Source organism: Amycolatopsis sp. DG1A-15b (assembly GCF_030285645.1).
Taxonomy (GTDB): Bacteria; Actinomycetota; Actinomycetes; order Mycobacteriales; family Pseudonocardiaceae; genus Amycolatopsis.
In genome coordinates, this window is the sequence record NZ_CP127296.1 from 10,005,497 (window position 1) to 10,023,644 (window position 18,148).

Genomic DNA, 18,148 nt, shown 5'->3' on the forward strand with positions numbered 1-18,148 from the left:
CGCCTCGGTGGCCGACGCCCCGGCGATCGGCGAGGTCCACGTGCGGTCCTGGCAGGCGGCGTACGCGGGCCTGATCCCGGACGGCTTCCTCGCGCGCCTCTCGGCCGAGTCGCGGGCGGCGTCCTGGGCCCGGCGCATCGCCGACGGCAACGGGCAGGTGCTGGTCGTCGAGGAAGACGGGGTCGTCGCGGGCTTCGCCGCGTTCGGGCCTTCGCAGCTGTACGCGCTCTACCTGTTACCCGAGTTCTGGGGCCGGGGGCTCGGCCGGGTGCTGCACGACCGGGTCGTCGAAGAGCTCTCCGGCGACAGCGCCGTCCTGTGGGTGCTCGCGACGAACGAGCGGGCGAAGGCCTTCTACGTCCGGCAGGGCTGGGTGGACGACGGTGCCCGCCAGACCGAGACGATCGACGACGGGCGCGTCACCCTGGAGGAGATGCGGTACCGCCGCCGGTTGCCGTGAACACGCCGGCTTTCGCGGCCGTGGCGGCCGCGGCGGCGGCGACTCCCGCGTCCGCCGGTGTCACGCCTTCCCGGGACACGAACAGCCGGTAGAAGATCGGCCCGCAGGCCACCCGCACCGCCTCCACCGGATCGGTGCCGGGCGGCACTTCGCCGCGCTCGATCGCCCGGGCCACGGCGGCCGCCGAACGGGCGTGGCGGTCGACGTAGAACTCGCGCAGGGCGTCGGCCGCGCGCGGGGAGAGGAACGCCGCCGAGATCGACGCCGTGGGCAGCTCGCGCTCACCCGGGGTGGTGAAGTAGCGCACGAGCTCCAGGTTGATCGCGCGCAGGTCGCCTTCGAGGGAACCGGTGTCCGGCACCGCCCACTCCTGCTCGGCGCCCATCAGCAGCGCCGCCGCGACCAGGCCTTCGGCGGACTCCCAGCGGCGGTACAGCGTCGTCTTGTGCACGCCGGAGCGGTCGGCGACCGCCTCGACGGTCAGCTCCGCGTACCCGCGTTCGCCGAGCAGCTCGAGGGTGGCGTCGAGCGCGGCGAGGCGGGTCCGCTCGGTGCGGCCGCCCGGGCGCTTCGTCCCGGAAATCTCCGTTGCCAACTGCTACTCCTGTTGCGTTAGTGTGCTCAGTATGACAGGAACCGTCGCCGTTGCCGAAATCGCCGACCTGATCGGCGACGCCGAAGTCGTCGCCATCGGCGAGAACAACCATCACATCCGCGAGTTCGGCGTGCTGCGCGACCGCCTCCTGCGCCACCTCGTCACCGAGCGCGGGTTCACGGTGCTCGGGTTCGAGGGCGGCTTCGCGGAGGGGCACCTGGTCGACGCGTGGCTGCGGGGCGGCCCGGGCGAGGTCGCCGACGTCGCCCGCGACGGCTTCACCTTCGGCCTCGGCGACTCGGCGGAGATGCACGAGATGCTGACCTGGCTGCGCGGCCGCGGCGTCCGGTTCGCCGGGCTCGACGTGCCGAGTTCGGCGGGGTCGCCGGTGCCCGCGCTCCAGGCGCTGCGCGCGGAAGTCCGGCGCGTGGATCCGGCCAACGTGTCCCTTGCGGACAACGCGCTTTCCGCGTGTGAGCCGTATGCGTCGGTGAGCAGCGCGGTCGCGCCCGGCCGTTATGCGGCGATGAACCCCGAAGCGCGGGCCGCGGCGACGAGGGCGTTGATCGTCCTGAAACGACATGTGGAGTCCCTCGGTTGCGATCCGGTCGCCGCACACCACGCGGAGGGCGCGCTGCGCGTCGACCTGTACCTCCGGGAGCTGCACGCGCTGATGGCGGGCCAGGCGCCCGAGCCGCAGAGCTCGTCGCGGGACAGGTACATGGCGGCCACCGTCCGGCTGCTGCGGCGGCTGCACCCGGGCGAGAAGATCGTGCTGATGCTCCACAACGGACACCTCCAGCGGATCCCGTTCTCGCCGATGCCGGGCATGACGGCGCCGTCGGCCGGCACGCACCTGGCCGCGGAGCTGGGGGACAAGTACTTCGCGCTCGCGCTCACCGCCGTCTCGGGGACGACGACCGGGCTGGCACCCGACCCGGCTTTCCCGCTGGGGTTCCGGATGTTCGAGCAGGCCCTCGGGGAGCCGGCGGAAGGCAGCGTCGAGGCGGTCCTCGCGGATCGGGCGCCGTGCGTGGTCGCGCACCCCGCGGCGACGGCCATCCGGCACGCGCACATGACACCGTCGGTGGACGTCGCGGCCGCGTGGGACGCCGTCGTCTGCCTGGAGAAGCAGGAAACCATTTTCGGGGGCACCGCCGGGTAGGTGTGCCCGTTCGGCTGATTGCCGTAGCGGCGGGAATGGGCGTTTCCTACCGGTATGGCCGGGCGGAGGCGGGCGCTGATCGTCGCCAACGGCGAGTACGACAACGCGGGGCTGCAGCGGCTGGGTTCCCCCGCGGCGGACGCCGACGCCCTGGCCGGGGTGCTCGCCGACCGGGCGATCAGCGACTTCGACGTCTCCGTCGTGCGGAACGAGACCGCGCACGTGGTGCAGGCCGAGATCGAGGACCTCTGTCTCGAGGGCAGGCCCGACGACGTCCTCCTGCTGCACTTCTCGTGCCACGGGTTGAAGGACGACGCGGGTGGGCTGTACTTCGCCGCCCGCAACACCCGCCCCGACCGCCTGCGGTCGACGGCGGTGTCCGCGGAGTTCGTGCAGCAGTGCATCCGGCAGAGCCGCTCGCGCAGCATCGTCCTGCTGCTGGACTGCTGCTACGGCGGCGCGTACGGGCAGGGGGTGGCGGTCCGGGCTTCGGGCGACGCGAACGTGCTCGACAGCTTCCGCGGCGGCCGGGGGCGGGCGGTCATCACGGCGTCGAACTCGATCGAGTACGCGTTCGAGGGCGCGACGCTGGCCTCGGACGAGCCGGCCGAGCCGTCGGTGTTCACCTCGGCGCTGGTCGAGGGCCTGCGCACGGGCGAGGCGGACCGCGACGAGGACGGCTGGATCGCCCTGGGCGAGCTGTACGAGTACTTGTTCGACCGGGTCCGCGAGCGCAACCCGAAGCAGACGCCGAGCCGCGACATCGAGATGCAGGGCGAGCTGTACCTGGCGAAGAGCCGCCGGCGGCGCATCAAGCCGTCCCGGGTCCCGCCCGATCTGGCGGCGGCGATCGGGGCGGAGAACCCGTTCACCAGGCTGGGCGCGGTGGCGGAGCTGCGGCGCCGCTTGTCGAGCTCGAACCTGCCGGTGGCGATGGGGGCGTTCGAGGCGCTCCGGGTGATGGTTTCGACGGACATCGAGCACGTGGCGGCGGCGGCTTCGGACGCGTTGTCGTTCGCGGTGGTGCGGGTGGACGTGCCGTCGGTGCGGTTGACGGCTCCGGCGGGTGCTCGGGCATCGGCTTCGTTGCGGGTTTCGGGGCCGCCGGTGGCGCGGGAGGTGCGGTTCGAGGCTTCGCACCCGTGGATCGCGGTGGCGGAGGTTTCGGGTGGGGCGCAGCTGTCGGTCACGGCGGGGGAGTCCGGGACGCGGCAGGGGAAGGTCGTGGTGAGTGGGCCGACCGGGGATGTGGTCGTCGCGGTGGAGATCGAGGCCCTGCCGGTCGCGGAGCCGGAGCCGGAAGCGGTGGTCGCGGAGGTCGAGCCGGAAGCGGTGGCTCGGGAACCGGAAGCGGTAGTGGCGGAGGCTGAGCCGGAACAGACGGCCCCGGAGCCGGCGGTCGAGCCCCACCCCGCAGTGGGCGCTGCGCCCCAGCCCGCAGTGGGAGCTGTGTCCGATCCCGCAGCGGCGGCCGAGCCTGAGCCCGCAGTGGGAGCTGCGCCCGATCCCGCAGCGGCGGCTGCGCCCGGCTCGGTGGCCGCCGAGCAGACCGGGCGGCCCGCGGCGGATTCCGGGCCCGAGCCGGCCGTCGCGGCTGTAGCGCAGCCTGCGGCGGCTGCCCCGGTACCCGTCGCCCGGCCGTCCACGGAACCGGCCGGGGCGATGGATCCGGTCGGCGGGTTCGCCGGGGTCGTCGCGATCGCCGGCGCGGTGTTCGCGGTGGCCGGGTTGCCGCTGAACTACCGCTACGACTATTCCTTGACCCAGTACCGGCCCGGCATGGAGTCCGCCGTCCTGATCGTGGCCGCGTGCGCCCTGGTCGCCGGAATCCTGACGCTGACGCCGCGGACGAGGACGTCGACCGGTCCCGCGCTGCTGTTCGGAACCGGCCTCGCCGCACTCTTCGGGCTGCTGCGCTTCCTCGGCGAGGCGATCGCGCTCTCCCAGACCGGGGACGCCGAGCTGAAAACCGGCTACACCTTCGAACTGCTCGCCCACATCGCCTGGGTGGTCGCGGGGGCGAGCGCGCTCGCGGCGCTCCGGCGGAACCCCGCGGTCGCACTGGGCGCCGGGCCGGTGCGCGGCCGGCCGGCGTGGGCGGCGATCGGGCTCGGCGCGACGGCCGCGAGCGGCTGGATCGTCCAGCTCGTCGACCTGAACACCTACGACGCCAGTGACGCCGGCCGGGCGACCGCCTACTTCCTGCTCGGCGCTCTGCTGGCCGTGTCCGTGCCGGTCGTCGCCATGGCGCTTCGCCCGAGCCCGGTCGGCTGCGCGGTGCTGGCCACGGGGACCGCCGGGCTGCTCGGCGTGCTGGCACCGACGTTCGCCTCCGTCGTGGAGGCGAGTTCCCTGGCGCTGGGCGGGCAGCTGATCGCCGTGGGGGCCCTCGTGCTGCTGGCCGCCGACACCGTCGTCCTGACCGTCCGGGCCCGGAATCAGCCGAACGGGCGACAGTCCTGAGTTGTCGTCCGGGCACCGCAGGGGTACCACGACGATCATGAGGATGCTTCTCGCGGCCGTGGCCGTGCTCGCCGGGCAGGTCTCGAGCAGCGGGGTGCAGCCCGATCCGCCCAGCTGGGGGCTGGACCGGATCGACCAGCGGACCGGTCTCGACCACGCCTACCACTACGCGAGCGACGCGTCGGACGTCACGATCTACGTGATCGACAGCGGCGTCGACGCGAAGCACCCCGAGTTCCAGGGCCGGGTCGCGCCCGGGCGGGACTTCCTCGGCGGCGGGTCCGACACGTCCGACCTCAACGGCCACGGCACCCGCCTGGCCGGCATCGCCGCGGGCAAGGACCACGGTGTCGCGAAGGGCGCGCAGATCGTGCCGGTGCGGGTGCTCGACAAAGACGGCGGCGGCGCGACCGACCAGATCATCGCGGGCATCGACTGGGTCGCGCAGAACGCCCAGCAGCCCGCCGTCGCCGTCCTCGGCATCGGCGGGGTGCCGAACGACCAGCTCGACGCCGCGGTCAAGCGGCTGGCGACGGTGGTGCCGATCGCCGTGCCCGCGGGCAGCGAGACGGCCGACGCGAGCGGCTTCTCGCCGGGCCGGGTGCCGGAGGCGCTGACGGTCGGGGCGTCCGACGCCCAGGACCGCCCGGACAAGACGTCGAACTCGGGCCAGGCCGTCGACCTGTACGCCCCGGGCACCGACATCCCGTCCCCGATCGCGGGCGGCACGGGCGCGGGCCCGGAGTCGGGCACGTCGATGGCGGCGGCGTTCGCGGCCGGCGTGGCGGCGCTGTACCGCGCCCAGCACCCCGGTGACATCCCGGCCCAGGTGGACGAGGCCGTGATCCGCGCGGCGACGCCGGACGCGCTCAAGGGAGTCCCGGACGGCACGGCCAACCGGCTGCTGTATGCGCCGCCGGGTGGCTGAGAGGTCGGTTGTCCACAACTCGGCCGAGGTGTGGAAACCGTGCCCGATCTGCGGCTTTTCCGGCTTGTGCGTCGGCCCGGGGCCGATAGGCTGGAGACGGGACGGACCCCCGGGAGGGTGGGCGCTGCGCTGGGGCCGTCGGGGTGCAGCCGGCCACGGCCGAGCGGTTGCGCCGTGCGCCGTCTGGCGACCGAGGTCCGGCTCCGGGAAGCTGGTCCCGGAGGAGGTGCGTCATGCCCGGATTCCCGTTCGAACGCCGGTCGCCCTCGTTCGACCTGGCCGAACTGATCGGCCGGAAAACCGAGGACGCCCGGCAGCGGTGCGAGCGCGACGGCTTCCAAGTGCAGGTCTTCGACCTCGACCGGCACCCGGCGGTCACGTTGGAATACAACCCGAACCGCATCCGGCTCACCACGCGCCGAGGTGTCGTCGAGGACTGCCGCCAAGGCTGACCAGCGAACCTCCCGGTCCGCATGATGTCCATCACCCGGGACTGAACTCCCGCAGAGCGGGAAGAACCGGGTAACGTGCGTTGACTTACCGATCCAAGAGGGAAGGACCGGGCATGTTCCGCAAGGTTCTGGTGGCCAACCGCGGGGAGATCGCGATCCGGGCGTTCCGCGCCGGCTACGAACTCGGTGCCGGCACGGTTGCCGTGTTTCCGCACGAAGACCGCAACTCGCTGCACCGCCTGAAGGCCGACGAGGCGTACGAGATCGGCGAACCCGGTCACCCCGTGCGCGCCTACCTCTCGGTCGACGAGATCGTCGCCGCCGCGAAGAAGGCCGGGGCCGATGCCGTCTACCCCGGCTACGGCTTCCTTTCGGAGAACCCCGATCTGGCGCGCGCGTGCGAGGAGGCGGGGATCACCTTCGTCGGGCCGAGCGCCGACATTCTCGAACTCACCGGTAACAAGGCTCGCGCGGTCAAGGCCGCGCGCGAGGCCGGTGTGCCCGTGCTCGGGTCGTCCGAGCCCTCCAGTGACATCGACGCCCTGGTCGCGGCGGCCGACGATCTCGGCTTCCCCGTCTTCGTCAAGGCCGTCGCCGGCGGTGGCGGGCGCGGCATGCGCCGGGTCGAGGACCCCGCCCTGCTGCGCGAGTCCATCGAGGCCGCCGCGCGCGAGGCCGAGTCCGCCTTCGGCGATCCGACCGTCTTCCTCGAGAAGGCCGTCGTCGAGCCGCGGCACATCGAGGTGCAGATCCTCGCCGACGGCGACGGCAACGTCATCCACCTCTACGAGCGCGACTGCTCGGTGCAGCGGCGCCACCAGAAGGTCGTCGAGCTGGCGCCCGCGCCGAACCTCGACCCCGGGCTGCGCGACCGCATCTGCGCCGACGCCGTCAAGTTCGCCCGGCAGATCGGCTACCGCAACGCCGGCACCGTCGAGTTCCTGCTCGACAAGCAGGGCAAGCACGTCTTCATCGAGATGAACCCGCGCATCCAGGTCGAGCACACGGTCACCGAAGAGGTCACCGACGTCGACCTCGTGCAGTCGCAGCTGCGGATCGCCTCCGGCGAGACCCTCGACGACCTCGGCCTGAGCCAGGACAAGATCTACCTGCGCGGCGCGGCCCTCCAGTGCCGCATCACCACCGAAGACCCGGCCAACGGCTTCCGCCCGGACACCGGGATGATCTCCGCCTACCGCTCGCCGGGCGGCTCCGGCATCCGGCTCGACGGCGGCACCGCCTTCTCGGGCACCGAGATCAGCGCCCACTTCGACTCGCTGCTGGTCAAGCTCACCTGCCGCGGCCGCGACTTCAAGACCGCCGTCGGCCGCGCGCGCCGCGCGGTCGCCGAGTTCCGGATCCGCGGGGTCGCCACGAACATCCCGTTCCTGCAGGCCGTCCTCGACGACCCGGACTTCCGCGCCGGCCGCGTCACGACGTCGTTCATCGAGGAGCGCCCGCACCTGCTCACCGCGCGGACCTCGGCCGACCGCGGCACGAAGCTGCTGACCTACCTCGCCGACCAGACGGTCAACAAGCCGCACGGCGAGCGCCCGAAGACCCCGGACGCCACGCTCAAGCTGCCGAAGCTGCCGAAGGACGCCCAGCCGGCGCCGGGCTCGAAGCAGAAGCTCGCCGAGCTGGGCCCGGCCGGGTTCGCGGAGTGGCTGCGGAACTCGCCGCACATCGGCGTCACCGACACGACGTTCCGCGACGCGCACCAGTCGCTGCTCGCCACCCGCGTCCGCACGAAGGACCTCCTCGCGGTGGCGCCGGTGGTCGCGAACACGCTCCCCGAACTGCTGTCGCTGGAGTGCTGGGGCGGTGCGACCTACGACGTCGCGCTGCGGTTCCTCGCCGAGGACCCGTGGGAGCGGCTGGCCGCGCTGCGCGAAGCCGTGCCGAACATCTGCCTCCAGATGCTGCTGCGCGGGCGCAACACCGTCGGGTACACGCCGTACCCCACCGAGGTGACCAACGCCTTCGTCGCCGAGGCCACGAAGACCGGCATCGACATCTTCCGGATCTTCGACGCGCTCAACGACGTCGAGCAGATGCGCCCGGCCATCGAAGCCGTGCGCGAGACCGGGTCCGCCGTCGCCGAAGTGGCGCTCTGCTACACCTCGGACCTGTCCGACCCGGGCGAGAAGCTCTACACGCTCGACTACTACCTCAAGCTGGCCGAGCAGATCGTCGGCGCCGGGGCGCACGTCCTGGCGATCAAGGACATGGCCGGGCTGCTGCGCGCGCCCGCGGCGACCAAGCTGGTCACCGCGCTGCGCAAGGAGTTCGACCTGCCGGTGCACATCCACACCCACGACACCGCCGGTGGCCAACTGGCCACCTACCTCGCGGCGATCAACGCGGGCGCGGACGCCGTCGACGGCGCGGTGTCGTCGATGGCGGGCACGACGTCGCAGCCGTCGCTGTCGTCGATCGTGGCGGCCACCGACCACTCGGCCCGCACCACCGGCCTCGACCTGCGGGCGATCGGGAACCTGGAGCCGTACTGGGAGAGCGTGCGCAAGATCTACGCGCCCTTCGAAGCCGGGCTCGCGTCGCCGACCGGGCGCGTCTACGACCACGAGATCCCCGGCGGCCAGCTGTCGAACCTGCGCACGCAGGCCATCGCGCTGGGCCTGGGCGACCGGTTCGAGGACATCGAGGCCATGTATGCGGCCGCCGACAAGATCCTCGGCCACCTGGTGAAGGTGACGCCGTCGTCCAAGGTCGTCGGCGACCTCGCGCTGCACCTGGTCGGCGCGGGTGTCTCCCCGGCCGACTTCGAGGCGGAGCCGAACAAGTTCGACATCCCCGACTCGGTGATCGGCTTCCTGCGCGGCGAGCTCGGCGACCCGCCGGGCGGCTGGCCGGAGCCGTTCCGCACCAAGGCCCTGGAGGGCCGGGCCGCCGCGAAGCCGGTCGTCGAACTGTCCGAAGAGGACCGTACGGCACTTTCCGAGCACCCCCGCCGGACGCTCAACCGGCTGCTGTTCCCCGGCCCGACGAAGGAGTTCGAGGCGCACCGCGAGGCCTACGGCGACACGTCGGTGCTGCCGAGCAAGGACTTCTTCTACGGGCTGCGGCCGGGGGAGGAGTACCCGGTGGACCTCGAGCCGGGCGTGCGGCTGCTCATCGAGCTGGAGGCGATCGGCGAGGCCGACGAGCGCGGCGTGCGCACGGTGATGTCGACGCTGAACGGCCAGCTGCGGCCGATCCAGATCCGCGACCGCTCGATCGCCTCGGACATCCCGGCGACGGAGAAGGCCGAAAAGGGCAACCCGAAGCAGATCGCGGCCCCGTTCGCGGGCGTGGTCACGCTGCAGGTCGCCGAGGGCGACACGGTCGAAGCCGGGGCGACGGTCGCGACGATCGAGGCGATGAAGATGGAGGCCTCGATCACGGCGTCGGCCGGCGGCAAGGTGGCCAGGCGGGCGATCACCGCGGTGCAGCAGGTCGAAGGCGGTGACCTTCTGCTGGTCCTCGAGTGAGCGATACGCTCGGCGGATGCTGATCAACGCGGTACCGCAGCGGCAGGGCGCGGTGGGACCGCGCGCGGCGGAGCTTCCGGATGGTTGTGTGGCGCTGGCGGAGCTGGCCGGGCACCTGCTCGGCCGGCCCGTCCATCACGTCCGGCAGACGCGTGCGGTGTCCGAAGTGGACGCCGGCATCGCGTCCCGTGCGGTGCTGACCGGCGCGAACCGCGCGGCCCAGCTCGCGGCCCTGGAAGCACCGGGCGGCCCGGTCCTGACCATCGGCGGCGACTGCGGTGTCGAGCTGGTGCCGATCGGCGTGGCCCGCTTCCGCCACGGGCCCGGCCTGGGCGTCGCGTGGTTCGACGCCCACCCGGACCTGAACACGGCGGAGTCGTCGCCGTCGGGGGCGTTCCACGGGATGGTGCTGCGGTCGCTGTTCGGCGAGGGCGACCCGGAGTTCGCGGCGGCACCGGCGCTGGAGCCCGGCAGCGTGGCGCTGGCCGGGACGCGCGTGTTCGACCCGGAGGAAGAGGCGGCGGTTTCGCGCGGCCTGGCGGTGACTTCCGTGGCCGCTTTGACGGGCGTGGAGAAGCTGTACGTGCACGTGGACCTGGACGTGCTGGACGCGGCCGAGTTCGCGGGGCTGAACTACCCGGAGCCCGGCGGCTGGACGATCGCGCGGCTGGTGTCGGAGCTGGACGCGCTGGCCCGGTTCGAGGTGGTGGGCGCGGGGATCACGGAGTGCGTGGGCACGCCGCGCGAGGTGGAGGTCCTGGAGCCGGTGGTGGCGGCGGTGGGGCGGCTGCTCGGGGGCTGAGCAAGCGGTCTCGCGTTCGTTCGCGCGCGGCTCGGTTGGTCGGTTGTGGTGGCGTGGCTGGTGGGTGTGGTTCAGCTCGGCCTGGCGCCCGCGCGAGTTGTGGGCGCGGCTCGGTTGGCTGGTTGTGGTGGCGTGGCTGGTGGGTGTGGTTCAGCTCGGCCTGGCGCCCGCGCGAGTTGTGGGCGCGGCTCGGTTGGCTGGTTGTGGTGGCGTGGCTGGTGGGTGTGGTTCAGCTCGGCCTGGCGCCCGCGCCAGGTGTGGGCGCGGCTCGGCTGGCTGGTTGTGGTGGCGTGGCTGGTGGGTGTGGTTCAGCTCGGCCAGGCGGCCTGGACCGCTTTCACCGCTGCCTCCTCGTCCGCGCCCAAGTCCCGCGCCTGCGCCGCGAACTCGGCCGCGGCCGCGGCCAGCAGGGCGGCGCGGTCCGGGCGGCCCGACGGGACCGTCACTACCGTGCCGCGGGTCCCCGCCGTCGCCACCCAGCCCGCCGCCTCCAGCTCGCGATAGGCCCGGGCGACCGTCCCCGACGCCAGCCCCAGGTCGCGCGCCAGCTGGCGGATCGGCGGCAGCCTGGTCCCCTCCGGCAGCACCCCCGTCGTCGCCGCCCGGATCACCTGGTCGTGCACCTGCCGCCACGGTGCCACGCCGTTCTCGGTGTCGACGACGATCTTCACGCCGCCGCCGGCAGGCGTTTCACCGGGGCCGTCACCGCCAGGAAGGCCGCCAGGCCGGCCGCGACCGCCAGGAACGAGACGAGGTCGCCCGCGGGCCAGCCGACCGCCGTGCAGGCGCCGATGCCCAGACCGACCGCCACGCGCGCGCTGCGGCAGCGCAGCGCCAGGTCGGCGCGCGGGGCGCCGATCGCCGGGCGGCGCACCGCCAGCAGCGTGATCGCCGCGCTGACCAGTGCCGTGCCCGCGGCCACCGCCAGCAGCTTCCACTGCGCCGTCAGGCCCAGGTGCAGCAGCGATCCGGCGGCCGCCAGCCCGCCCAGCACGAGGACCCACGCCGGGACGATCCCCAGCAGCGTCCGCGGCGCCAGCTCGGCCTCGCGGCGCGGGCCCCGGGACGGGCGCTGCGCCAGGAGTTCGGCGATCAAGGCGCCCAGCAGCAGCGTGGCGAGGATCGAGCCCGTCGTCGTGTCGTCGAGCAGCGGCGGGATCGCGAGGAACAGCCACGGGTACCAGAGCCGGCGCCGTTTGAGGTACCGGACGGCCAGCGCGACCTCCCCGGCGTCGGGCTCGGCGACGCCCCAGCGGGTGAGCAAGCGCTTTCCGTGCTTCTCGCCCGGCCAGAGCACGATCAGGATCGCCAGGCCGAACAGGCCCATGATGGCCGCGACCCAGAACAGGTTGTCGAGCTGCAGCATCGCCGCTCCTCTCGCTTGTATCAACCACACGATACAAGATGCCGGCGTAACCGCAGCGCGGGCCGGTCGTTGGAGGTTCGTCCGTTCGTACGCACGTCCACGTGCAGTCGGCGGGACACTTGTCAGCTCATCGCAGCCGATCCGCGTGAAATTGTCACCATGATGACAAGAAATCGGTTTTCCTTCACGGGTGTGACACGTTTGGCGTTAGTTTTTCGATGTGTCGGTTGTCATCCGGGCAACAGGCGCGGGTGCCCGGCCGCGAGGTGCCCGCGACCGGAGTCCGGGGCGGAGCGAAGGAGCTACGATGTCGGTGGAGCGCGGATTCGATCACGCTGCGCCGCCCCCGCCCGCCGCTCTACCGCGCAAGCTCGCCGACATCCTGCGCCCCGAGCTGGCCAGCCTCGCCGCCGAAATCGTCGAAGAGATCCGGGCGACCATCCCGGCCTACGCGCGCCCGCTCGACGGGCCCTACGGCAAGTCGATCCGGGCCGGCGTCGAATACGCGATCACGCTGTTCGTCGCGCAGATCGCCGACCCCACGGTGTCGAAGGAACAGTCCCACGAGGTGCACCACCGGCTGGGGCAGAACGAAATGCGCGAAGGCCGCAGCCTCGACACGCTGCAGTCGGCCTACCGCGTCGGCGCGCGGGTGTCGTGGCGGCGCATCATGCGCGTCGGACGGCGCAGCGGCCTTTCGTCGGCGGTGATGTCCCAGCTGGCCGACGCGATGCTGGCGTTCATGGACGAGCTCGCCTCCGTCGCGCTCGACGGCTACCTCGAGGCGAAGGCGCGCACGGCGGGCGCGCTGGACACCTGGCGCCGCAAGCTGCTCCACCTGATCCTCGAGACGCCGCCGGCGTCCCCGAAAGCGATTGCGGAACTGGCCCAGCTGATCGGCTGGCCGGTGCCGTCCGACGCGACCCCGGTGGCGATCTGCCCGGCCAGCGGCGTCGCCCCGGCTCGCCGGCACGCCGGGCTGGACGCGGACGTCCTCGCCGAACTCGACACACCCGATCCGAAGCTGGTCGTCCCGGGTGAGCTGAGCAGCGCCCGCTTGGCGGCGCTGCAGGTGGCGCTGCCGGACTGCCGCTTGGCGATCGGCCCCTGCGTCCCGCTCGCTTCGGTCGCGGATTCCCTGCGCTGGGCCCGCAATGCCCTGCAGCTGACCGAGCGCGGCGTCCTGCCGGCGCGCCCGGTGCTGCGCGCGGAGGAGCACTTGGCGACGCTGCTGGTCAACTCCGACACGGGCTTGGTCGGCACGCTGCGGCACCGGCTGTTCGCGCCGCTGGCGGAGATGACGGGCAAGCAGCAGGAGCGGCTCCTGGAGACGCTGCGGGCGTGGCTGGACAGCCAGGGCAACGTGGTGGAGATCGCGGAGCGCCTCGGGGTGCACCCGCAGACGGTCCGCTACCGCATGCGCCAGCTGCAGGCGACGTTCGGCGAGAGCTTGAAGGACCCGGCGGCGCGCTTCGAGATGGAGCTGGCGTTGCGCGCGGGGGCGGCGCCGATGCCGCTGCGGTACCCGGTGAGCGAGCTGCTGCCGGCGCCGCGGTCGGGCGGGTCACGTCCACAGTGGACTTCGCAGTAGCCGATGCCGCTGCGGTACCCGGTGAGCGAGCTGCTCCCGGTACCGCGAGCGTGCGGCTCCCTCCGCGGTATCCCGTCAGGTCACCGGGATCAACGGGCTGAACGCCGGGTTCTGCGGCGGGTTCGTCACCTTGACGTTGCACGTCATGGTCCACGGATTCCACACACCGTCCGCCTTCCGGTGCACCTCGAGGGTGAAGGTGGCCGTGGTGGTGACCTTGACCGTGGCCATGCCGGGCGCGCCCGCGGTCAGGGACGGCACCACCGCGCCCGGCCCCTGCTCGAACAGCACCTCGAAGGCGCCACCGGCCGGATAGATCTGCTCGGGCACGGTCAGCCCGGTGGCCGACGGCCCGGAGAGCGTCGCGCCGGTCGCCGCCAGGCCCAGGTCGACGTGGCCGCGGAAGCCGTCGTAGCCGTAGGCGGTCAAGATCGCGTGCGGACCCGCTTCGAACCGGATGCCACCACCCACACCGGCCGGCGTGATCGTGGTGCCCGAGGCGACGGAGTCCGGGGCGTCGAACCGGGTTGTCATGGTCCCGGGTTGCGGGGTGACCCCCGGGAGCAGGGTGCAGGCGTTGAGCACCGGACCGGTCTGGTAGGTGACGGTCGCGGCGGATGCCGGGCCGGCCATGGGCACCGCCATCGCGGCGGCGCACGAAACAGTGGTGAGGACGCGCAGGAACACTTCGACTCCCCTTCGAATGTCCACAATGGAGGTTTCGCTGTCAGGTGATCACGATGACCGGCTGGAACGCCGGGTTCTGCGCCGGACTGGTCGTCTTCATCGTGCAGTTCACCGACCACACGACCCAGGTTCCGGTCGACGCCCGGTGGAGCTGGAGTCCCTCGCTGAAGCCCGTGCCCATCGCGAACGCGAGCGTGCTGTCGAAGCCCGCGGTGAACGTCTGGATCGGCCCGGCCGCCGGGAGCGTGATCGGGCCCGTCGTGCCGATGGGCTGCTCCGGGAAGTCGCCGCTGATCGTCCCGGTGGGCGGAGTCGCGTTCGAGACGGTGAACGATCCGCCGAACGAGCCGCGGATCGCGTCGTAGCCGGCGCCGCGCAGCAGCGCGCGCAAGGTGCTCGGCAAGACTTGCGTCGCGGAGGGCAGCACCGTGAACGGCTGCCCGGGGTGGGGATCGGTGACGTCCAGCTGGGCGGTCAGGGACGTGGCTTGTGGTGCGAGGCCAGGGAACGCGCACGTGTAGGTCAACATGCCGGTCTGTATCGTGACCGTCGCCGCGGCCGCCGTTCCCGCTGCCACGCCCGTGACGAGCAACGCCGCTGTGAGCGCCGTTCCGATCCTCATGGCTCCCCCTCGATTCGGTTTACCTCGGTTTCGCGGCCGCCTTCTGCGCCGCCGCAGCCTGCGAGCCCTGCTTGGGCGGGAGGGTGTCGGGCGGGCACTTGGTGTGGTCGGGCTCGGTGCACCCGTTCAGGTTGTAGGTGTCGATTTTGGCCTCGTTGCCCTTGCCCTTGCTCATGCCGGAGAGCAGCGGGGTGAGGTCCTGGCTGCCGGAGCCGCAGTCACGGAATTCGGGCAGCTCGAAGTTCGGGTCCTGGATGTGGCCGGTGGTGAAGGGGTCGTAGTGACCGCTGACGTGGAGTGTGATCTTGTCCGCCGTCACGCAGTCGGGGCCGACGTCGACCGGGACGCCGTTGATCTTCACGTTGCTCACCCGGCCCATCACCTTCAGCTGGGTGCTCAGCCAGATCTCGCCGTCGTCGCCGGTGTACAGCCCGCCGCCGATTTCGATCATCTTGCTGTTGAGGTAGTCCTCCGGCAGGAACTCGACGGTCGCGGTCACCGGCACGAACCCGAAGGCGAGGAACGTGGTGGTCGCCGGCTTGAACACCGCGGACCCGGAAACCCGGGACTCGGTGGTGTCGAGGTCCACCGAGAAGAACCCGTTGATCAGGAGGGCGGGGTCGGACACGACGGTCGCGCCCAGCCTCTTGATGGTCGACTTCGTGAAGATGGTGATGAGGCCGAGCGGCACGGTGTATTCGTTCGCGGGTGGGGGTTCGTCTTCCTGCGCGGCTGCCGCACCGAGAGCGGCCTTCTGCTCGGGACCCGGCGTCGCCGTCGGCTGGACGAGGATCGTGCCCAGCGTCGCCTGCTGATCGGCGTCCAGGGTGCACGCGACCGGCGGCGCCGGCTGGGCGGCGGGCGTGGCCGGCGCGTCGGGAGCGGCGGGAGTGGCGGCCGCGTCGGGCGCGGGGACGGCGGCCAGCGCGAGCGTCGGCGCGGTGACGTCGAAGATGACGGCGCCGATGGTGTTGATCGCGATCTCCGGCACGTCCCCGGTGGCGGTGAGGGTGACGTCGCCGGTTTCCGGCAGGGGCGTCGGCGCCACGGTGAGGGGGACCGGGATCTTGTCCGAGCGTTCGCCCTGGTGCACCGTGAGGTCGAGCTGCATCGCGCCCTGCACCGAACCGGCGGTGGCGCCGGCGGGCAGGAGCGACAGTGCGACGTCGCGGGGGAGGCTCAACTGCACCGAGTACTTGCTGATCGTCGCCGAGGTGCCCGTCTTCGCTTGGCTGGGCAGGGTCGCCGACGTCGCGACGGTGAGCTTGCGCGAGCCGAGCGGATCGGCGAAGGGACAGGTCACCGAGACCGACGCCGTCGCCGTCTTCTCCGGCGGGGCCTCGGGCGCGGGAGCGGCCGAACCGACCCCGGTCAGTGCGCCGTTCGCCGCGGACAGCAGGCCGGCGGCCGCCAGCGCGGTCACCGTGACGGAGCGGGGCCGGACTCGACGGGGCATCGGTTTCCCTGGTGTGTTCGGAAGCGGAGACGGAAGATCCCGGTGCGGACCCGGCGAGGGGCCCGCACCGGGAAACCCGGTCAGGAGACGGTGATGCTCGGGCTGAACGCGGTGTTCTGCGCCGGGTTGGTGACCTTCAGGGTGCAGTTCATCGTCCACGGCGTCCAGGTGTTGTTCGACTTCTTGTGGAACTCGAGGCTCGCCGTGACCGTGTTGCCCATCGACAGTGTGTCGGTGCCCGCCTCCGCCGGAGCGGTGTAGGTCGGGACGCTCGAGGTCTCGACCTGCGAGATGTTCACCGTGATCGCGCCGCCGGCCGGGTAGATGACCTCTGGAATTTCCAGCCCGGTGGCTGCCGGCTGCGACAGGGTGCCGGACGCCGCCGTCACCGGCACCGTGGCGGTGCCGCGGATGCCGTCGTAGCCGACCGCGGTGAGCAGCGCGTGGACACCGGCGCTGATCGTCGCGGCGCCGCCCACGTTGGCCGGGGTGAGGGTGCCGCCCGCCGCGACGGAGTCCTCGGCGTCCAGGTGCGACGTGACGAGGACCGGCTGCGGCGAGACGCCGGGGAAGGTGCAGGTGTAGGTCAGGGGCGTGGTACCGCCGGCGGTGTAGGTGACCGTGGCGGCGGCCGCGGTGCCGGCGGTCAGCACCGCGATGGCGCCCACGGCGGTAGCGGTGGTCGCGATTCCGGCGGACAGCCTGCTGAGTCGGGACATACCCATCTCCTTTGATTCAGTACAGTCTCGGCTTTGGCTGATCGATTGCTCGCCGTCGTTGCTCTCCGATCACGTTCGCCCGCCCCCATTGCCCCGAGCGGCGGGACGTGAATTCACCGACGTGCGAGGTGGAGGTCCATCTGCCGGGAATGAGGCTACTCGTGAGTTCATTACGGAACAAGACTTTGTGGCATCGTCAGTCCGCCGCGCCGAGGCGGCTCGGGTTTCTTGTTCGCACCCGCGCAGGACCGGCGGTGGTTTCATCGGATCTTGACAAAGAACCACCGCGTGGCCGAACGGTGCCGAGAACGGTCTACCATTCACGATCTTGCCGAAGCAATCCGGGATAACGAAACGCGAGAAAGGAGGCTACCGTGCCACTTACTTCACGTTGTGAACGGGTATCGCTCAGGGGAGCCGTATTGACGGTCTCGGCGGCGATGGCCCTGTCGCTCTGTGCGTCGCCGGCGTCCGCGGCCACCGTGGGCGGGGTGATCGCCTGGGGGAAGCCGGACTTCGGCGTCACCGCTCCCCCGGCGGAGGCGCTGACCGGGGTCACCGCCGTGTCGGCGGGCACCACGACCGTGCTCGCCTTGAAGGGCGGGGCGGTCCTCGCGTGGGGCGCGAACAACTGGGGCGCCAACGAAGTGCCCGCCGCGGCGTCGTCCGGGGTCGGCCAGATCGCGTCCGGCTGGGGCCACGAGCTCGCGCTCAAGAACGGCGCGGTCCTGGCGTGGGGCAACGACTGGTACGGCCAGACCGACCTGCCCGCCTCGGTGACCAGTGGCGTCACGGCGATCTCGACGTCCTACATGCACAGCCTGGCGCTCAAGCAGAGCGGTCAGGTGGTGAGCTGGGGCAGCCGGACCGACGTGCCGGCGGCCGCGCAGTCCGGCGTGACCGCGATCGCCGCCGGTGGCGACCACAACGTGGTGATCAAAAACGGCGGCGTGCTGGCGTGGGGGAGCAACGTCTACGGGCAGACGACCGTGCCGGCGGCCCTGTCGTCGGGGGTCACCGCGGTGTCCGCCGGGTTCCAGCACAGCCTGGCCTTGAAGGACGGCCGCGTCTACGCGTGGGGCCGCAACAACTACGGTCAGGCGACCGTCCCCGATGCGGCCTTGTCGGACGTCGTGGGCATCGATGCCGGGGCCAACCACAACCTGGCCGTCAAGGCCAATGGCGACATCATCGCGTGGGGTTCGAACATCGTCGGCGAGACCATTCCGGACCCGCTCCCGTGCGGGCCGGTCTTCGCGGTTTCGGCCGGGGACAGCGACAGCTTCGGGCTGAAGGAAGATCCCAACGCGCCGTGCTGAGCGGGCGGGTGGCGGGCGGTGCGCCCGCCACC

At 72.1% G+C, this 18,148-nt stretch carries 16 protein-coding genes; 9 read left to right on the forward strand and 7 right to left on the reverse strand.

Going from position 1 to position 18,148, the window contains the following annotated elements:
• Positions 1-7: 7 nt before the first annotated feature.
• A complete protein-coding gene (locus QRY02_RS46525; RefSeq protein ID WP_502874173.1) occupies positions 8-460 on the forward strand; it encodes a GNAT family N-acetyltransferase in 453 nt (150 codons plus the stop codon).
• On the opposite strand, the gene QRY02_RS46530 is transcribed toward QRY02_RS46525, so the two are convergent.
• Positions 420-1,055 (reverse strand): TetR/AcrR family transcriptional regulator, encoded by a 636-nt coding sequence (locus QRY02_RS46530; protein ID WP_285989060.1) that lies wholly within the window; start codon positions 1,053-1,055, stop codon positions 420-422. The genes QRY02_RS46525 and QRY02_RS46530 overlap by 41 nt on opposite strands.
• Before the next feature lie 31 nt (positions 1,056-1,086).
• On the opposite strand from QRY02_RS46530, the gene QRY02_RS46535 reads away from it, so the two are divergent.
• The 6 genes from QRY02_RS46535 to QRY02_RS46560 all read left to right on the forward strand — a co-directional run bounded on the left by QRY02_RS46535 (position 1,087) and on the right by QRY02_RS46560 (position 10,356).
• A complete protein-coding gene (locus QRY02_RS46535; RefSeq protein WP_285989061.1) occupies positions 1,087-2,220 on the forward strand; it encodes an erythromycin esterase family protein in 1,134 nt (377 codons plus the stop codon).
• A 54-nt stretch (positions 2,221-2,274) separates the two neighbouring features.
• A complete protein-coding gene (locus tag QRY02_RS46540; protein WP_285989062.1) occupies positions 2,275-4,683 on the forward strand; it encodes a caspase, EACC1-associated type in 2,409 nt (802 codons plus the stop codon).
• 43 nt (positions 4,684-4,726) lie between these two features.
• Entirely contained in the window at positions 4,727-5,611 is an 885-nt protein-coding gene (locus QRY02_RS46545; protein WP_285994107.1) for a S8 family peptidase, read from the forward strand.
• Positions 5,612-5,844: 233 nt separating this feature from the next.
• Positions 5,845-6,063, forward strand: a complete 219-nt coding sequence (locus QRY02_RS46550; RefSeq protein ID WP_285989063.1) for a hypothetical protein — start codon at positions 5,845-5,847, stop codon at positions 6,061-6,063.
• Between the two features lie 113 nt (positions 6,064-6,176).
• Positions 6,177-9,554, forward strand: coding sequence for a pyruvate carboxylase (locus tag QRY02_RS46555; RefSeq protein WP_285989064.1), 3,378 nt, complete (start codon positions 6,177-6,179; stop codon positions 9,552-9,554).
• 16 nt (positions 9,555-9,570) lie between these two features.
• A complete protein-coding gene (locus QRY02_RS46560) occupies positions 9,571-10,356 on the forward strand; it encodes an arginase family protein (RefSeq protein WP_285989065.1) in 786 nt (261 codons plus the stop codon).
• Positions 10,357-10,664: 308 nt separating this feature from the next.
• Here the strand turns inward: QRY02_RS46560 and QRY02_RS46565 are convergent, their stop codons facing one another.
• The gene (locus QRY02_RS46565) at positions 10,665-11,027 is read right to left on the reverse strand and encodes a GntR family transcriptional regulator (RefSeq protein WP_285989066.1); all 363 of its coding nucleotides are present in this window, start codon (positions 11,025-11,027) and stop codon (positions 10,665-10,667) included.
• A complete protein-coding gene (locus QRY02_RS46570; protein ID WP_285989067.1) occupies positions 11,024-11,722 on the reverse strand; it encodes a hypothetical protein in 699 nt (232 codons plus the stop codon). The genes QRY02_RS46565 and QRY02_RS46570 overlap by 4 nt, the downstream gene beginning before the upstream one ends.
• Positions 11,723-12,029: 307 nt before the next feature.
• On the opposite strand from QRY02_RS46570, the gene QRY02_RS46575 reads away from it, so the two are divergent.
• Positions 12,030-13,313, forward strand: coding sequence for a PucR family transcriptional regulator (locus tag QRY02_RS46575; RefSeq protein ID WP_285989068.1), 1,284 nt, complete (start codon positions 12,030-12,032; stop codon positions 13,311-13,313).
• A gap of 75 nt (positions 13,314-13,388) precedes the next feature.
• Here the strand turns inward: QRY02_RS46575 and QRY02_RS46580 are convergent, their stop codons facing one another.
• The 4 genes from QRY02_RS46580 to QRY02_RS46595 all read right to left on the reverse strand — a co-directional run bounded on the left by QRY02_RS46580 (position 13,389) and on the right by QRY02_RS46595 (position 16,797).
• Positions 13,389-14,000 (reverse strand): DUF6801 domain-containing protein, encoded by a 612-nt coding sequence (locus QRY02_RS46580; protein ID WP_285989069.1) that lies wholly within the window; start codon positions 13,998-14,000, stop codon positions 13,389-13,391.
• Positions 14,001-14,040: 40 nt separating this feature from the next.
• The gene (locus QRY02_RS46585) at positions 14,041-14,622 is read right to left on the reverse strand and encodes a DUF6801 domain-containing protein (protein WP_285989070.1); all 582 of its coding nucleotides are present in this window, start codon (positions 14,620-14,622) and stop codon (positions 14,041-14,043) included.
• Positions 14,623-14,641: 19 nt separating this feature from the next.
• Complete coding sequence (locus QRY02_RS46590; RefSeq protein WP_285989071.1) at positions 14,642-16,078, reverse strand: DUF6801 domain-containing protein; 1,437 nt, start codon at positions 16,076-16,078, stop codon at positions 14,642-14,644.
• An 80-nt stretch (positions 16,079-16,158) separates the two neighbouring features.
• The gene (locus QRY02_RS46595) at positions 16,159-16,797 is read right to left on the reverse strand and encodes a DUF6801 domain-containing protein (RefSeq protein ID WP_285989072.1); all 639 of its coding nucleotides are present in this window, start codon (positions 16,795-16,797) and stop codon (positions 16,159-16,161) included.
• Positions 16,798-17,219: 422 nt separating this feature from the next.
• Between QRY02_RS46595 and QRY02_RS46600 the strand changes: the two genes are divergently transcribed.
• Complete coding sequence (locus tag QRY02_RS46600) at positions 17,220-18,116, forward strand: RCC1 domain-containing protein (protein WP_285989073.1); 897 nt, start codon at positions 17,220-17,222, stop codon at positions 18,114-18,116.
• The last annotated feature ends 32 nt before the right edge of the window (positions 18,117-18,148 follow it).

Excerpts from the sequence above, each read along its gene's own strand:
- QRY02_RS46585 (WP_285989070.1), bottom strand. The coding sequence starts at position 14,622 with ATGAGGATCGGAACGGCGCTCACAGCGGCGTTGCTCGTCACGGGCGTG.
- QRY02_RS46595 (WP_285989072.1), bottom strand. The coding sequence starts at position 16,797 with ATGTCCCGACTCAGCAGGCTGTCCGCCGGAATCGCGACCACCGCTACC.
- QRY02_RS46575 (WP_285989068.1), top strand. The coding sequence starts at position 12,030 with ATGTCGGTGGAGCGCGGATTCGATCACGCTGCGCCGCCCCCGCCCGCC.
- QRY02_RS46545 (WP_285994107.1), top strand. The coding sequence starts at position 4,727 with ATGCTTCTCGCGGCCGTGGCCGTGCTCGCCGGGCAGGTCTCGAGCAGC.
- QRY02_RS46590 (WP_285989071.1), bottom strand. The coding sequence starts at position 16,078 with ATGCCCCGTCGAGTCCGGCCCCGCTCCGTCACGGTGACCGCGCTGGCG.
- QRY02_RS46550 (WP_285989063.1), top strand. The coding sequence starts at position 5,845 with ATGCCCGGATTCCCGTTCGAACGCCGGTCGCCCTCGTTCGACCTGGCC.
- QRY02_RS46540 (WP_285989062.1), top strand. The coding sequence starts at position 2,275 with ATGGCCGGGCGGAGGCGGGCGCTGATCGTCGCCAACGGCGAGTACGAC.
- QRY02_RS46555 (WP_285989064.1), top strand. The coding sequence starts at position 6,177 with ATGTTCCGCAAGGTTCTGGTGGCCAACCGCGGGGAGATCGCGATCCGG.
- QRY02_RS46570 (WP_285989067.1), bottom strand. The coding sequence starts at position 11,722 with ATGCTGCAGCTCGACAACCTGTTCTGGGTCGCGGCCATCATGGGCCTG.
- QRY02_RS46535 (WP_285989061.1), top strand. The coding sequence starts at position 1,087 with ATGACAGGAACCGTCGCCGTTGCCGAAATCGCCGACCTGATCGGCGAC.
- QRY02_RS46560 (WP_285989065.1), top strand. The coding sequence starts at position 9,571 with ATGCTGATCAACGCGGTACCGCAGCGGCAGGGCGCGGTGGGACCGCGC.